Origin of the sequence: uncultured Dysgonomonas sp. (assembly GCF_900079725.1) — a bacterium.
Classification (GTDB): Bacteria; Bacteroidota; Bacteroidia; order Bacteroidales; family Dysgonomonadaceae; genus Dysgonomonas.
Genome location: NZ_LT599032.1, coordinates 1,039,607 through 1,055,699 on the forward strand (window position 1 = coordinate 1,039,607; position 16,093 = coordinate 1,055,699).

Consider the following 16,093-nt stretch of genomic DNA (forward strand, 5'->3'; position numbering starts at 1 on the left):
TTTGCAATAAGCAGGGAAGACTTAAACAAAATATATAACAATAGAACGTTCCAAATTCATTATATTTGTAACTTCGAATAATAAACAAACCGCAAAATATATCCGTTATAAAAGGAACGAGGAAGGAATCTAGGTCACAGACCTGTTTATTATTCACGGAAGCAGGAAACAAGAGTACGTTATAATTTGAAAACATATCATCAAATTCTATCAGTCACTTACATAGTTTAAATAATATATTTATGAGAATTAAAGCAAGTTATTCTAACACTCCCTCTTGGAGGAGTGCGTATACACAAGTGAATCTGCCGAAAGAATTATTGCCATTAGAGAAAGTGGCACGTAATCTATGGTGGGTATGGAACAACGACGCAACAGACCTTTTCGCTGAATTTGATCCTGAACTTTGGAAAAAAAGCGAACACAATCCGGTTATCTTACTACAGAAAATTTCTTACGAAAGAATTGACGAAATTCTTAAAGACTCTATCCTGATGGATAAAGTGAAAAAAGTGATTAAGAATTTCGAATCATATATAGCCGAAAAATTTGATAAAGCAAAACCATCCGTTGCATATTTCAGTATGGAGTATGGTTTTTCGCATGTATTGAAAATTTACTCAGGAGGTCTTGGTGTATTGGCGGGCGACTATCTGAAAGAAGCCAGTGATAGCCATGTAGACCTTACGGGCGTTGGATTCCTGTATCGTTATGGATATTTCACACAGTCTATTTCTCCTGACGGCCAGCAGGTAGCTAATTATGAGCCGCAGAACTTCGGCGAATTACCGCTCGATCCGGTATTGAACGAAGACGGAAACCAGATGATACTGGCTGTGCCGTACCCGGATAGGGATATTTACGCAAATGTATGGAAAGTAAATGTAGGCCGCATCAGCCTGTATTTGCTTGACACAGATATCGACCTGAACAGTGAATATGACCGTCCTATTACCCACCAGTTATATGGTGGCGACTGGGAGAACCGTCTGAAACAGGAATACCTGTTGGGTATCGGTGGTATTTTACTACTCAACAAACTGGGAATTAAAAAAGAAATTTATCATTGTAATGAAGGCCATGCCGCATTGATTAATGTTCAGCGTCTGCTTGACCTTATAGAAGGTGAAGGGCTTACATTCAATCAGGCATTGGAAGTTGTACGTGCTTCAGGTCTGTACACAGTGCATACTCCGGTTCCGGCAGGACACGACTATTTCGATGAAGGGCTCCTTGGAAAATATCTTGGTAGCTATCCGGCTCGTCTGGGTATCTCATGGCAGGATTTCGTAGACATGGGACGTGAGCATCCGGGAAGCGGGGAAAAATTCAGCATGAGTGTGTTTGCTCTAAACACCTGCCTTGAAGCCAATGGCGTAAGTTACCTGCATGGAATAGTTTCGCGTCATATGTTCCAGCCTGTATGGCCGGGGTATTTCCCCGAAGAACTGCATGTAGGACATGTAACTAATGGTGTACATATGCCGACATGGACAGCGAAGGAAATGAAAGAACTATATGAGAGGACTTTCGATAAGAATTTCTATAACGACCAGTCTAATCATGAAATATGGGATAATATATACAGTGTTCCCGATGCTGAAATATGGAAACTGCGCCTGGCAATGAAGAAGCGTTTGGTTTCTTATGTTCAGGAGCAAATGAAGGAAGGATGGATAAAGAACCAGAAAGCGCCGTCTGCAATATTTAATATTGTGGATAAGATCAATCCGGATGCGTTACTTGTTGGTTTCGGCCGTCGTTTTGCGACATACAAGCGTGCCCATCTGTTATTTACTGATCTCGACCGTTTGTCGAAACTTGTAAATAACGAGAAATATCCGATACAGTTCCTGTATACAGGAAAGGCTCACCCTGCCGATGGAGCGGGACAAGGTTTGATCAAACAGATTGTTGAGATTTCGCGCCGTCCTGAATTTTTCGGAAAGATCATTTTCCTTGAAAACTATGACATGCGTCTTGCCAAACGCCTTATATCAGGTGTTGATATCTGGTTGAATACACCGACACGCCCATTGGAGGCTTCCGGTACATCCGGTGAAAAAGCTGAAATGAACGGGGTGCTTAACTTCTCTGTCCTTGACGGATGGTGGTATGAAGGCTATCGTAAAGATGCAGGCTGGAGCCTGACAGAAAAGCGCACTTATACCAATCAGGCATATCAGGACGAGTTGGACGCTTCGGAAATATACTCTATGTTCGAGAACGAGATACTTCCATTGTATTATGCCCGCAATTCGAAAGGATATTCCCCTGAATGGATTCAGTATATCAAGAACTCTATCGCCAATATCGCTCCGGAATATACAACCAAGCGTATGATCGATGATTATATCAAGAACTTCTATAAACCGGAAGAAAGCCGATCTAAACTAGTTACGGCAAACAACTATGCCAAGGCTAAGGAATTGGCGGCATGGAAAGAAGACACTGCCGCTAACTGGGATAAATTCACCGTAGAACAATTGACATTCAACGGACAGGATTTAAAAGACGGAGCCGGACTTTCTTCTCCAAACCTTACCGAAGGTGAAAAGATGAAAGTAGAGGTAGTCCTTGACAAGAAAGATATGAAAGGTGATCTAGGAGTAGAATGTGTACTGACTGAATACGATACTGAGAAAAAGGTTGACAAATTCTTATCGGTACAGGAATTCAAATTGGTTAAGCAAGAAGGATCAAAACTGTATTTCGAGATGAATGCAGAAGCTAAAATACCGGGATTATGCAATTTCGCATACCGCGTGTTCCCTAAACATCCGGATATGGCTCACCGTATGGACTTTGCTTATGTACGTTGGATTTAATAGTCTTTAAAGCAAAATAAGAGAATAGCAATTCTCTATAAAATGAACCCTGAAAGTTATCAAACTTTCAGGGTTTGTTTTTTTGATAAAAAGTTCGGGACACGTTTTTACTATCTCACAAGGAGTTCCAATAGAAACGGTCAGTAAGGGATGGGTATACTAATGTCAAAAACAACCTAAATCTACATCAAGATAACAAAAGAGAAAATCTGTTAAGATATGGAAGTACTTTCCCATAAATTGGAATCATCCGAAAAGCAAATGATAAAACAAATCTAAGATAATGTAATATTTTTTGTGAATCATACGACTAACCTATAAAACGATTCAATATATTTAATTGTGGAAAAAGAATTCTTTAAACAAGTTAATGCATCTCAAGGTATATTACAAAAAATCTGTAATATTTACTTTTATGGAAACCCTTACAAAGAAGATTATTATCAAGAAATAATTATCAGACTCTGGAAAGCGTATCCAAATTTTAAAAATCAATCATCCTTTTCGACTTGGCTATATAAAATTGCTCTTAATACTGCAATTGACATACTCCGTAAACAAAGTATTCGTCCTATTCACGTTGAACTTACCGAATATGAATATAGGCAGCCGGATGATAGTTATCACCTCGAATCTGAAAATAAGGATAAATTGTACCGGGCAATTCTCCATCTTACAGAGGTTGAAAAGGCGATAATTCTACTCTATTTGGAATCATATGAGTATAAAGAAATTTCTGTGATTATAGGCATTTCGGAAAGTAATATTGGCGTTAAAATTAATCGGATAAAAAACAAATTAAATAAAATACTTACAAATGGAAAAGAATGATATAAAACTGATGTGGCAGAAAATAAACCTTGCTGATGCATCACCGAGTGAGGTAGATGTCGAAGAAATTATTAAGAAAAGTCACAGCAACATAATTTTAAAAACTCTAAATCTGCAAAAAAAGAAAATGCTGGTATACTTTTCTTTTTTAATTGTTTATGCATCTCTTATGATATATGCTTTTGTTATTTTAAGATTGAATTTATCAATACAATCAGTCATATCACTTTCGCTGACAGGATTATTTCTTTTTGTAAAAACAATTTTCGAAATAAATGGTTTTCGACTATTACAAAGCATAAAAAGTGATATTGCTATTAAAGAATCTATTTTCTCTTTTAAACAAAAACTTAATCATGTAAAAATGGTTGAGTTTATATCTACCCTTATATACTGTTATGGTTGGGCAATTGGAATTGTCTGGGTTGTGATTAATGATTTTAACGGATTAATAAAGAGTTTACTGCCTCTTTTAATATTTCTTATCCTGATACTTCTTATTATTCCTTGGTACATAAAATATTTTCGTCCCCAATATAAAAATCTATACACTAGTTTAGATAAAGATATTGAGTTCCTTAAATCAAAATAGTTCGTATCATACTTGGATTTATATAAAAGTCATACAACATAATAGATAATTAGCTCCAACATAAATATTCTCCCCTGCTCGCGCAAACGTTTCGTCTGTGAGTTGCGGTGCAAAACAACAATTGCTCTTTGAGCAAGACACTGACAGAATGTGCCTACCAGGGGAACTTGTACTAGTAACCTCTATTATGTTAAAATTATGTATAAATAAAAATCCCATTTATCTATACTAATAAACGGTTATGGCGAAGTATAATACAGAATTGACTGAAAAGATTGTAAACCTGATTGAAGACGAGTTTTTCACTGTATCGCAGGTATGTAAGGCAACGGGCATCAGCAGGGAGACATTTTATTGCTGGATGAACACCAAAGGCGATTTTCGTAGAGAAGTGGAACAGGCGGTAGCTCACCGTGAAGCCGAACTGGTGACAATGGTACAGGCTTCGCTGAAAAAGAAACTTGAAGGATATTACACAACAGTAGAAAAAGACATTTATGTCCCCGATGAACATACAGGTAAAGTTGTTTTCAAGCAGAGGACAGTTACGAAGAAAGAATGCCCTCCCGACCTTCGTACAATAAAAATGCTGCTGGACAGGCAGGATAAAAAACCCTCACCGTCTCCCCGAAGGGAGGAGAAAGCCGCTAAAGAGTGCATAATGAAGAGTGAACCCGAAACTTTAGAGAAAAGAGAAGAACCGGAAGAAGAAATTATCCTGAATCCGGTGGAAGAAATATTGGAAACCTGTGCGGAGGCCATCGCAGAGTACCCTCCGAAAAACGAACATATAGAAAAGGACATGAAAGTCCTGACTTCTTCACAAAAAAGAAAAGCAGAGCACAAAAAGAAGAAAAATATGACAACCGAAAAAATTAAAAAAAGTGTCAGATGTGTCAGGTTTTAACAAAAACAGATACAAGTGGACGAGTAAACGAGTAGACAAGTTTTAATCTCGTATCTTGTATCTTGTTTACTTGTTAACTGATGACTTATTACATTTTTCTTACTTTTTACTGTAACAAATTTTCAACCTGTTCCGTCTTAATATTTGAAAACAGATGAAAGCGCACATCTATTATTAATTTACTAACTTTTATATAGGAACTGTTATGAAAAAATATTTATTTTGTTTAGTATTACTTTTCGGCTTTATTTTGGCTGCTCCGGCGCAAAATATAGATGAGTTATTGAAAAAAGTATCTAAAACCGAAAATATAGAGAAAGTCAAAATCGGAAAATTTATGATGTCTCTGGGCAAAGCCTTTGGTGGTGTAGGCGACATACCGGTAGCAAGGGGGATACATTCTATGGAAATATATGATTTATCGTCTTGTGATAATGGCCTGAAAAAAGATTTGGCGAAACAATTCAATAAACTGAAAGACGGCGGAGGCTATGAAACCCTTATTTATGCGAAGGATAAAAGTGATGGAGTACGCATTATGGTGAAGAAAAATAAAGACACCATCAAAGAAATGATAATATTGTGTATGGACGAACAAGATCCGACCATAATCCGGTTTTCGGGAAAAATAAAAGATAATGATATTGCCGAGCTGGTAAGTAAATACGACAAATAAATATAAGGAAAAATAAAGTATTTAATCCAATATTTTTTAATCATAACTAATTATTAACGTTGCAGATACAATAATAACAGATAGGTCTGCGACCTTAACAAAGTAAAACACAATCGATTTATGAAAAAGTTTATAGTATTTTTTATCCTAATATTAGCAGGTACCCATATTGTAACAGCTCAGGAGCTGGACGGACTGATGAAAGAAGTGGCAAAAAATGAAAAGGCGCAACGTCAGGTAGTAGACAAAGCCATGCTAGGCACTTCCATGGCACAGGCTCAGGCTCAGGACCCGACAGGGAATTTGAAATCGAAGATGCCCTCATTTATGCAGAAGATAGATTCCATACAGGTAGTTACATTGGAGGAGGACGCTCCCGACACAAGAAATATGGTACTGAACACTTTAAACTCATTTAAAGATGATGATACATATTCTACACTGGTAAGAGTCAAGGACGGTGAAGATAATGTACGCATCATTGCTAAAAGAAACGGGGAAACAGTATCCGATGTATATATCTTTGTCATGGATGAAGAAGATATCGTTTTGGTAAAGATGAGTGGCAAACTAGAGCAATCCGATTTGGAAGATATAGTTAAAGAACAGACAAAGAATAAGAAATAGATGGATGCGGAAACTTTTAAAAAAGTATTTCTTCCATATCATCAAAAATTGTATCGAATAGCTTATCGTATTGTACAGGATGCCGCAAATGCCGAAGACATAGTTCAGGAAACGTTCATAAAACTCTGGAACAAACGCGGAGATATGCAGGATATAGAAAATACCGAAGCTTTCTCTATTATCATACTCCGCAACACATGCCTGGATCATCTACGGAAAACAAAAAACGATTATCATACCAATTATGACGCCGATATCCCCGAAACAGCTTCTTTGGTCAAACAGATAGAAATACAGGATGAAGCCGAACGGGTAAAAAAACTGATAAACAAGTTGCCTGAACAGCAACGCCAAGTTATGATAATGAAACATTGGGACGGGTATTCGGATGAAGAAATAGAACAGATAACGGGAATCAGCCCGGGAAACATTAGAGTGATACTCTCAAGGGCCAGGAAAACGATACGCGAACAATTCATAAAAATACAACAGTGATGAAAACGGACGAAATAAAAATAATGCTGGATGCCTTCTACAACGGTGAAACAACTGCCACAGAAGAGCTGATATTGCTAAAATATTTTAGCGGTGAAGACGTAGCCGAAGAATTACTGGATGAGAAAGAAGTTTTCCTCAGTATGTATCAGGCAGAGCCGATAGATGTGCCTCCGGCTTTAGAATCGAAACTGGGGAACCTCATCGACGAACTTGCTTCGAAAGAAGAAAAGAATACTGAGATAAAACCCATAGCTAAGAGAAAACATCTGCTAAAATGGGCAGGGAGTGCCGCTGCTTGTATAGCCTTGCTGATTTCTGTCACATTCTACTTGAACAATAAGCCGGATGTGGGACAGCCGCCTGTAGTTCCAGAACAACAAACTGCCCAAAACCTGAGTGAAGCTGACAAGAAAGCCCTGAAAGAAGCGGAAGACGCGCTTATACTGTTGTCTTCTAACTTTAACAAAGGAGTAGATCAACTAGCCATAGTATCTTCGAGCCTTGACAAATCAAATGAAATATTAAACAAAACGCTTAATCGCAAAAAAGATAAAGAATCATGAAAATAAAAGTACTCATTACAGCAATATTACTCCTGGCCGGCTTTGCTACTATGCATTCGCAGAACAATATGTTCGACAGGCTTTCGGATAATAAGGACATATCCACTGTCTATATCTCCAAGGCATTGCTCAACATGATGCCGAAGATGGATGTGGGCGCCGGAGGTGCAGATATAAAATCACTAGCCGGCAAACTCGAACAACTGGAAATATACAGCAGCCAGAGTAAAGACGCGGCAAAACTCATCAGAATGGAATTTGAAGGGCTTACAAAGAGTAAAACATACGAGACCCTGATGGCAATCAAGGATAAAGGCGATAATATAACTTTTTATGCCCGCAAGGAAAAGGATAACTTCAAAGACCTGATAATGTTCATCAACGAGCCCGAAGAATGTACGGTCATCCGTATCATGGGTACTTTCACGGCAGAAGACGTACAAAAAGTGATGAACAGCAGCAACAAAAAATAAGCAACAAAAAAGCCCCGGAGAGTAATTCTCCGGGACTTCTTTATCTAATACTTATTAGTATTGTTATTTTTTTGCCTGCAAGGCTGCAAATATCAAGCCTTCGAGTTCTTCGGCAAGTTCCGGATTGTCTTTTACCATATCCTTTGCCGCTTCACGTCCTTGTCCCAGCTTAGTATCATTGTAGCTATACCATGATCCGCTCTTCTTAATGATCCCTAGTTCGGCACCGAGATCGATAATCTCACCGGAACGGGAGATTCCCTCTCCGTACATGATGTCGAATTCAGCTTTACGGAATGGTGGGGCAACCTTATTCTTCGCTACTTTTACACGGGTCTGGCTGCCTTTTACTTCATCTCCGTCTTTTAGCTGCCCGATACGACGGATATCGAGACGCACAGATGAATAATATTTCAGCGCATTACCTCCGGTTGTTGTTTCCGGCGAACCGAACATAACCCCGATTTTGTCACGCAACTGGTTAATAAATATACATGTAGTGCTGGTTTTATTGATAGCTGCCGTCAGCTTACGCAACGCCTGAGACATCAGACGAGCCTGGAGCCCCATTTTAGAGTCACCCATTTCACCTTCGAGTTCAGCTTTTGGCGTCAGTGCAGCCACAGAGTCTATCACTACGATATCTATAGCCGACGAGCGGATTAACTGTTCTGCAATCTCCAAGGCCTGCTCTCCACTGTCGGGTTGAGATATATAGAGGTTCTCAATATCAACACCCAATTTCTCTGCATAGAAGCGGTCGAAAGCATGCTCTGCATCAATAAATGCTGCTATACCTCCGGCCTTTTGAGCTTCGGCGATAGCATGTATAGCCAATGTTGTTTTACCGGAAGATTCAGGTCCGTATATCTCGATTACCCTGCCACGAGGATATCCTCCTACTCCAAGAGCGGCATTCAACGCGATAGACCCTGTAGGAATGACAGAAATTTCGTCGACCTTATCATCTCCCATTTTCATTATCGAGCCTTTACCATAGCTTTTCTCTATTTTATCCATTGCAGCTTGCAGAGCTTTAAGCTTCTCTGTATTCGGCGCCGCTTTCTTTTCTTTCTCTTCTGCCATTATCAGTTTCTTTCTTTTGGTTTGTTTATAATTGTTTTAATATTTGCTCCGCATGCTCTTTTGTCTTTATCTCTTTAGGGCCTATTATTTGCTCGATAACCCCTGATTCATCGATAAGGAATGTTGTACGGAAAGTTCCCATAAATTTTCGTCCCATAAACGTTTTCTCACCCCATACACCGAATGCCTCTACCAGCTTTTTATCTGTATCGGCAATAAGCGGGAAGGGCAACTGTTGCTTCTCGATAAACTTTTTATGCGCCTTTTCATCATCTACACTTACTCCAAGTATCTGATATCCGGCCTTACGCAACTTCGAGAAATTATCCCTAAAACTACACGCCTCTGCTGTACATCCGGGGGTACTGTCTTTAGGATAAAAATAGAGTACCAGTTTTTGTCCCGCATAGTCGCTGGATTTAACGGTTTCCTCGTCTTGATTTATTCCTAATATATCCGGGATCTTATCCCCTATGTTTAGTGCCATTATTCTTATTATTAATTATTCAACATAGGCAGTGCGCTCATAAATCGTCTTCTGCCTCCTCACCTTATTTCGTTTATCTATAGTAACATTATCCGCTTCCTGAAATTTACGGCTTGTCTCGTAATATAATTGTATATCGGAATTGGCATCAGCCCCGAGGCTCCCAAATTTTTCCAACACCACTATCTTTTGTTTTACTGCCTCCAGATAATCTAGGACAGAGTTACGGTATTCCAGCCCACCCTGATATATCGGCATATTTACTATTTCGGTACGGATATTATTTATTTCTTTAAGCGGAGTAACCGAGGTCTTTTGCAAGTCCAGATTGACTTCATTATCCCATATCCTCTGCACTAGTTCCTCATACTCCGTATAAACTACATCTATATCTTTTACTACATCGAGCATAAAGTAGTTATAGCCGCTTTTGGTTTCTATATTCTTATTTCTTTCGATGCGCAGCCGGCCTATCTTACCTTCCTGCTTTTGTGCATACCCCATTGCTGTAATGAGCAATAAGAGTACAATATAAAAAATTGTTCTCATACTATTTGCCTTGTTAGTTGTGTTAATTAAATTGCGGTCGCTACCGTCCTACTTTACCTCGAACCATTTATCATTTTTAAGGGGCACGAATAATTCCATCTTATCCAACAGGGTATCTACATTATCTTCCACTATCATAATACCCCTGTATTCATCTTTCAGAAACCCTTTCTCTATCATCTTCTCGGACATAGCCACCAAAGGGTCGTAATATCCTAATGTATTAAGCAATCCCACCGGTTTCTTATGCAGAGCTAATTGTGCCCAAGTAAGCATCTCAAACAATTCCTCCATAGTACCATAACCTCCGGGCAATGCTATTACGGCATCACTGAGTTCGCTCATTAAAGCCTTACGCTCATGCATCGTCTCTACGATATGCATCTTGGTTATTCTTTTATGCTCCAATTCTTTCTGTTTGAGGAATTCTGGTATTACACCTATCACTTCTCCATTTTCTTCCAATGCACCATTGGCCACAGCACCCATCAGGCCTACATGTGCGCCTCCATAGATAACGCCGTATCCTCTACGGGCTATTCTTTTACCTAACAACATTGCCTGTTCTGCAAAAATGCTCTCATTCCCTGATGACGAACCGCAAAAAACCGATATATATTTCATTTGTATAAAATCTACTTTCAAGGAATAGCCAGAGTTTGTAAGTCTTTAATCCCTATATGTTAAGATGCACACTAAATATTATGTAATTTATAACTCATTATCCAAACAAAGATAATAATAATCTTACAGAATATGATGGAATAAAAAACTCTGTTGAAAACTTTTGTTCCTTTATTTTTTCACAGACAGAAGAAGTTCTTTTTGCTATTCAGATTCATCGAAAAATGTAATCTCCGTACCACATTGATTTCCCCCATTACTCTTTAGTTGTGGATACGATAATAAATAGATGCAGTTCAAAATATCCATTCTTCTCGTATTATAGATAAAGATATATTGCAGAAAAACACTTTAAGCAAAAGTTCTGAGATAATTTTAGTTTCTAAAATTAATCAAGAGTAATAATTTTATTTAATATATAAAAATGTAAAAAGTCCGCAAATTCCCTTCGCAGACTTTCCAACCTTAACACAAACTTTACAAAACTACACAATAATAGAGTTAAACTACAACCTATTCAGGTTTTCATTTAAATAAATATATTTTCCTCATATATTTACATTACAAATGTAAGGAATTATAGGCCTTTATTATTACATAAAAACACCCGCTTTTTCAGAATTCGTGCCTTTCTGTTAAATCAGGCTTTTGTTGCGGCTTTTTTTCGACGGATTCTGCCTGGAGTGGTACCAAAATGTACTTTACAGAAGTCGTTAAAATGGGAAGGTGAGGAAAACCCATACTCATCACTTATTTCTTTAAATGATTTCTCTGTACTGTTTATCTGATGATATATAGATTTTGAGCGTACATCTTTCATCCAATGATATGCAGAAACGCCAAATACTTTCTTGAATCGTTTTTGAAAACCGGAAAGACTATAGTGAGTCATATCTGCTAACTCCTGAACAGTCCTGGCTTTATAGTGGTTCTTTATAACCAGATCAGAAAATGAAATATCCTTACTGAGCAGGGGATAGAAAAAAGCTAAAAGAGCAGGCTTCTCGTAATAGGCCCGCAAAAGGAAATAGAATTCTTTTGCTTTCAATTCGAAATAATATGTACACTTCAAGCCATCGGTCATACAAATATCCAGAAACGAAAGAAATGACTCTACCCTTTCATTTATATCTAAATAATATAAATCCGGCTCAAAATCATCAGTCTTTTCCCGAAGCAAAACATCTAAAGAAAAACAATCGCACAGTTGTTTTGTATTATGTAAACGAATAATAATAAAAGTACAATCACCTTCTGCAAAGCAATCCATCTGGCTACCGGAAGGAATCAGCATTATTTTGCCTTCAACAATGGTTTTTTCTGTAAATTCTCCAAAAGAAAAACGTAAGATGCCGGACTGTACAAAAAAGGCTTTATTATCTATGGAAAATATTTTCCATTTTTGCCCCTTTTTTACATTAATTTTTTCGATTGTAGGTCTTTCCCCTTTTTCGTAATTATAGCAGGTGAGATGTTCCTGTGGATATAATAATTCCATTTGGATATTCCTCTAAAATTGTTTTGTTATAGCCTTGCTCCGCGATGTACCGAAAGATTTGTTCTTATTCTATTTTTGTTCAATATTGCGATATTATCAAAACATAATGCCTCTGATTGCAAATATAGGTAAAAAAAGTAACATTATCGTCTCCCAAAAGGATAATATATCAATTATTTACCATTCTTAGACAGACCTTAGCCATAATACTAAGCCCCTATAGATAAAAGGATTTTAATTAATCCTGTTCCTTAACAAATGAAAATTTAAAAGGGCACTATCCCATGCTCAGATAATTTTCGATAAAAAACTACATTTAATTAATACTTTTTCACTATCTTATAAACAAAATAAACACGATACAACTCACGGTAATATTTAAACATTAAGACAATCTTGTATGTTTATATTATATAAGCAGAAACCTGATAGTTAACCAAATAGCTGGATAATATGAAAACAAGACATAAACCTATTGCAAATTCAGCCACATTGCTCCTGTTTCTCTTTTTTGCAATTCCATTATGGACGCAGGTCGGTGTGGACTATACCTCTATAAGCGGGGTAGTGAAAGACAAACGTACTAAAAAGATAATGGAATATGTAAGCGTATCTGTTCCGGGCACAAATATCGGGACCATCACTAATGCCGATGGGGAATTTACAATCAAAATAAAAGATGATGCCCATGCAAAATCGATAGAAATATCCCATATCGGATATATAAATTATACACTGCCTATCGACGACAGGAATATGAACAATGTGACAATATTGCTTACGGCAAATGAGAACAAGCTGTCGGAAGTAGTTGTACACCCGACAAATCCGCGCGAACTGGTAAAAGTAGCTATTCAAAAAATCGAAGAAAACTATAGCCTCAATCCAAACTTGCTGACAGGGTTTTACCGGGAAACGGTAAAAAAAGGAAGGAATTACATTAATATTTCCGAAGCGGTTATCGATATTTATAAATCCTCTTACAAAGAAGACATACGAAAAGATAAAATACAAATATTCAAGGGTAGAAAGCTGATTAGCCCGAAGCCCAGCGATACACTTGTGGTAAAACTTCTCGGAGGTCCTACCCTGGCTGTTTATCTGGATATTGTAAAAAATACGGATGACATTTTACTGGACACCGAGACCCTGGACTATTACAGTTACACAATGGAAGAGAGTGTGATGATAAATGAGCGGCTTCATTATATTATCAGTTTTAAACCCATCCTAATCCTCCCATATGCTTTATATAATGGAAAATACTACATAGACAAACAGACTCTTACTTTTTCGAGGGCAGACTTCAGCCTGAATATGGATGACCGCGACAAAGCCACACAGGCAATACTTATAAAAAAACCGCCAAAACTACACTTCAAGCCGGAAGAAATATCATTCACTGTGACATATAGAGAGCGGGAAGGACGTAGTTACCTCAATTATATCCGTAATGACATTCGCTTTAAATGTGACTGGAAAAAGCGTTTCTTTTTCTTTTCAACCAACTACGAAGTGGTTTCCGAAATGGTAGTAACCGACCGCAAAGAGGAGAATGTAGCCAATATACCGAATAAAGTGGCATTTAAACAAAATCAGTCCTTATCGGATAAAGTCAGTGATTTCTCTGATAAAAACTTCTGGGAGGATTTCAACATTATAGAGCCTACCGAATCATTGGAATCAGCCGTAAACAAACTGAAAAAGAAGCATGAATAAAAATAGCCTCTCCAAACCCCTCTTAACCGGAGGGGTTCTTTTATGAGCTATTGTCCCGATAAAACACTATCTTTGCGTCTCATTCGTAAAGTACAAAGACATGAATTTTCTGGCACATGCATACCTGTCGTTCGGAGACCCTGACATACTGATTGGAAATATGATTGCCGATATGGTAAAGGGCAAACAAATAGAACAATATCCCGAACGGATACGGCATGGAATACATATACACAGGCACATTGACGCATACACCGACAGCCATCCTGTTACCTTGCGGGCAATGGAGGTATTCCGATCATCGGCACATAAATATGCAGGTCCGTTTCTGGATGTCTCTTACGACCATTTTCTGGCTTTAGATGAATTGAGTGAACCGGAAGAAGGCTGGAAAGAATTCGCAGCGAAATGCTATTCGCAAATTGAGCAATATGCTGAAATTCTGCCATCAAAATTCTGCAGTATGTTCATGTATATGAAAAGCGAGGACTGGTTTTTCAACTACCGCTACAACTGGATGATAGAGCGCAGCTTCGACCGGCTGCAACAGCGTGCTGCTTATCTGCCCGATAATGCGCATATATTCACCGATTTTGAAAAACATTATAAGGAAATAGCCGACAGCTACAATGAGTTCTTTCCTGACTTAAAGGCGTACACGCAAGAAATATCCTTATAGATATTCCTCTTTTTAAAAAGCACTGGACATCCGCTGCACAATATTACATAGCTGACAGACATCATCGAGCTTCAGTTCAAAATCGGTATATTCCGGTGATGGATTCAGGGAATGGCAAACGATAGTACCCTTTTCCAAATCCTGGCTTATTATTTGCTTGCAGAGTATCGTGTTGTTTAGTACAATTACCCAGTTCGGAAAATCTTCGGTATGCAGTTTGTTGCGCCAATGCTCTTTGCCCAACTCACGGGCAAGGACAATATCGCCATTACTGAGGCTGCGTTTAGAATCATTGTCCATACTATCACCTTTTATCTCAAAAGCAAAGTAGCGGCCATGCCCTATCTTGTCTACAATAAAGTCAAATTCTTCGAATTCATCGCTTACATACTCCACGTCGCGGCAGTCGTCGATATATTTGGCATAGGCTTTTACAGGAATAAAAGGTACACGCATACGGTACTTCCCGTTCGACATTTCGTAATACTTCAATCCCGACTTAGTGGTAAGGTATGGCTCTTCGCCCCGCACTTTTTCAGGGCGGTTCATATAACCTGTCCCACTGGCAAGCCACTCTTCATTTACTTTAAAATATGCAGCCAAGATGGCAATATTTGACTTATTGGGATTCGTCTTACCTTCTATATAATTGGCGATTGTGCCCTTAGTTATCGCTGTATCTTTCCAGATACGGTAAGCGGTGACGCCCTCTTTCTCCAATAAATGCTTCAACCTGTCTTTAAATTCCATACTATCCGCTTTTAAATTTTAACTTAGCAACTGTGCCATTCGGTATAAAAATAAATCACAACAGCAAATATAGTAAAATATTGGATTATAAATATATTTTTAGATTAAAAATACGCATTCCATCGAGAAAAATATATTTGCAAGAGAATATTTGCTAGTTTTGTACAAAAAGCTATAGTAAGAATAAAAATGAACGATAAAAAGGGAGAGAATAGAAATTGGGGGTTGATGCAGTGGGCACTTCTTATTACTATTATATTGATGATAGGATTTGCCATAGCTCATTTCTTTTTCGATTTTCCTGTAAAATTCGTTCCCATCATACTTATTTTTCCCTTATTTAGCAGTATTTTTAGCAAAAAGAAATAATAGATATTTCCCCTAATGGACAACCTTAAAGACACAGTACAAGACTATTACAATCAATATCCGGTTATACTTCCTCTTTTTTGTATAGCAATAGGAATATTCTTTCTTCTGGCATGTATTTTCGACTGGAACTGGATGTTTGGAGACGTAAATACAACTACATACAATCTGAAAAAAATCGATGGATTGGTTAATATGTTCGGACGGAAGACTGCCCGCGTCCTGACAGCGACAGGAGCCATTTTCATCATAATACTTGGTATAGGTCTGGCTATTATAATTCTATATTGATCATATAATATAGCCTTATTGATAAAGACTTATACCCTAAATGTTT

19 protein-coding genes are annotated in these 16,093 nt (G+C 37.9%); 13 read left to right on the forward strand and 6 right to left on the reverse strand.

Annotated elements, in window-relative coordinates; genetic code table 11:
- Nucleotides 1-242: 242 nt before the first annotated feature.
- The 9 genes from glgP (at nucleotide 243) to QZL88_RS04505 (ending at nucleotide 7,995) form a co-directional block, all read left to right on the forward strand.
- Nucleotides 243-2,828, forward strand: coding sequence for an alpha-glucan family phosphorylase (gene glgP, locus QZL88_RS04465; protein ID WP_296938843.1), 2,586 nt, complete (start codon nucleotides 243-245; stop codon nucleotides 2,826-2,828).
- A gap of 342 nt (nucleotides 2,829-3,170) precedes the next feature.
- Nucleotides 3,171-3,659 (forward strand): RNA polymerase sigma factor, encoded by a 489-nt coding sequence (locus QZL88_RS04470; RefSeq protein ID WP_296938844.1) that lies wholly within the window; start codon nucleotides 3,171-3,173, stop codon nucleotides 3,657-3,659.
- Entirely contained in the window at nucleotides 3,646-4,251 is a 606-nt protein-coding gene (locus QZL88_RS04475) for a hypothetical protein (RefSeq protein ID WP_296938845.1), read from the forward strand. The genes QZL88_RS04470 and QZL88_RS04475 overlap by 14 nt, the downstream gene beginning before the upstream one ends.
- Before the next feature lie 241 nt (nucleotides 4,252-4,492).
- Nucleotides 4,493-5,158: a hypothetical protein gene (locus QZL88_RS04480; RefSeq protein ID WP_296938846.1), complete on the forward strand. Its 666-nt coding sequence runs from the start codon at nucleotides 4,493-4,495 to the stop codon at nucleotides 5,156-5,158.
- A gap of 205 nt (nucleotides 5,159-5,363) precedes the next feature.
- On the forward strand, nucleotides 5,364-5,834 hold the full coding sequence (locus QZL88_RS04485; protein WP_296938847.1) for a DUF4252 domain-containing protein: 471 nt from the start codon (nucleotides 5,364-5,366) through the stop codon (nucleotides 5,832-5,834).
- A gap of 120 nt (nucleotides 5,835-5,954) precedes the next feature.
- Nucleotides 5,955-6,461, forward strand: a complete 507-nt coding sequence (locus QZL88_RS04490; protein WP_296938848.1) for a DUF4252 domain-containing protein — start codon at nucleotides 5,955-5,957, stop codon at nucleotides 6,459-6,461.
- Nucleotides 6,462-6,956: an RNA polymerase sigma factor gene (locus QZL88_RS04495; RefSeq protein ID WP_296938849.1), complete on the forward strand. Its 495-nt coding sequence runs from the start codon at nucleotides 6,462-6,464 to the stop codon at nucleotides 6,954-6,956.
- Nucleotides 6,956-7,522, forward strand: a complete 567-nt coding sequence (locus QZL88_RS04500) for a hypothetical protein (protein ID WP_296938850.1) — start codon at nucleotides 6,956-6,958, stop codon at nucleotides 7,520-7,522. Before QZL88_RS04495 ends, QZL88_RS04500 begins: the two co-directional genes overlap by 1 nt.
- Nucleotides 7,519-7,995 carry a DUF4252 domain-containing protein gene (locus QZL88_RS04505; protein WP_296938851.1) on the forward strand — a complete coding sequence of 159 codons (477 nt, stop codon included), beginning with the start codon at nucleotides 7,519-7,521 and terminating at the stop codon, nucleotides 7,993-7,995. Before QZL88_RS04500 ends, QZL88_RS04505 begins: the two co-directional genes overlap by 4 nt.
- Before the next feature lie 63 nt (nucleotides 7,996-8,058).
- On the opposite strand, the gene recA is transcribed toward QZL88_RS04505, so the two are convergent.
- The 5 genes from recA to QZL88_RS04530 all read right to left on the reverse strand — a co-directional run bounded on the left by recA (nucleotide 8,059) and on the right by QZL88_RS04530 (nucleotide 12,239).
- Nucleotides 8,059-9,081 (reverse strand): recombinase RecA, encoded by a 1,023-nt coding sequence (gene recA, locus QZL88_RS04510; protein ID WP_291114498.1) that lies wholly within the window; start codon nucleotides 9,079-9,081, stop codon nucleotides 8,059-8,061.
- A 25-nt stretch (nucleotides 9,082-9,106) separates the two neighbouring features.
- Nucleotides 9,107-9,568, reverse strand: coding sequence for a thioredoxin-dependent thiol peroxidase (gene bcp / locus QZL88_RS04515; protein WP_296938852.1), 462 nt, complete (start codon nucleotides 9,566-9,568; stop codon nucleotides 9,107-9,109).
- Nucleotides 9,569-9,583: 15 nt separating this feature from the next.
- A complete protein-coding gene (locus tag QZL88_RS04520; RefSeq protein ID WP_296938854.1) occupies nucleotides 9,584-10,117 on the reverse strand; it encodes a hypothetical protein in 534 nt (177 codons plus the stop codon).
- Nucleotides 10,118-10,165: 48 nt separating this feature from the next.
- Nucleotides 10,166-10,741, reverse strand: coding sequence for a TIGR00730 family Rossman fold protein (locus QZL88_RS04525; RefSeq protein ID WP_296938855.1), 576 nt, complete (start codon nucleotides 10,739-10,741; stop codon nucleotides 10,166-10,168).
- A 640-nt stretch (nucleotides 10,742-11,381) separates the two neighbouring features.
- Nucleotides 11,382-12,239, reverse strand: coding sequence for an AraC family transcriptional regulator (locus tag QZL88_RS04530; RefSeq protein ID WP_296938856.1), 858 nt, complete (start codon nucleotides 12,237-12,239; stop codon nucleotides 11,382-11,384).
- A gap of 453 nt (nucleotides 12,240-12,692) precedes the next feature.
- Between QZL88_RS04530 and QZL88_RS04535 the strand changes: the two genes are divergently transcribed.
- Together QZL88_RS04535 and QZL88_RS04540 are read left to right on the forward strand one after the other, a co-directional pair.
- Nucleotides 12,693-13,958, forward strand: coding sequence for a carboxypeptidase-like regulatory domain-containing protein (locus QZL88_RS04535; protein ID WP_296938857.1), 1,266 nt, complete (start codon nucleotides 12,693-12,695; stop codon nucleotides 13,956-13,958).
- A gap of 100 nt (nucleotides 13,959-14,058) precedes the next feature.
- Entirely contained in the window at nucleotides 14,059-14,637 is a 579-nt protein-coding gene (locus QZL88_RS04540) for an ACP phosphodiesterase (RefSeq protein WP_296938858.1), read from the forward strand.
- Between the two features lie 12 nt (nucleotides 14,638-14,649).
- On the opposite strand, the gene QZL88_RS04545 is transcribed toward QZL88_RS04540, so the two are convergent.
- Nucleotides 14,650-15,387: an XRE family transcriptional regulator gene (locus QZL88_RS04545; RefSeq protein ID WP_296938859.1), complete on the reverse strand. Its 738-nt coding sequence runs from the start codon at nucleotides 15,385-15,387 to the stop codon at nucleotides 14,650-14,652.
- 189 nt (nucleotides 15,388-15,576) lie between these two features.
- On the opposite strand from QZL88_RS04545, the gene QZL88_RS04550 reads away from it, so the two are divergent.
- Together QZL88_RS04550 and QZL88_RS04555 are read left to right on the forward strand one after the other, a co-directional pair.
- Nucleotides 15,577-15,756 (forward strand): hypothetical protein, encoded by a 180-nt coding sequence (locus QZL88_RS04550; protein WP_296938860.1) that lies wholly within the window; start codon nucleotides 15,577-15,579, stop codon nucleotides 15,754-15,756.
- Between the two features lie 15 nt (nucleotides 15,757-15,771).
- Nucleotides 15,772-16,047 (forward strand): immunity 17 family protein, encoded by a 276-nt coding sequence (locus QZL88_RS04555; RefSeq protein ID WP_296938861.1) that lies wholly within the window; start codon nucleotides 15,772-15,774, stop codon nucleotides 16,045-16,047.
- The last annotated feature ends 46 nt before the right edge of the window (nucleotides 16,048-16,093 follow it).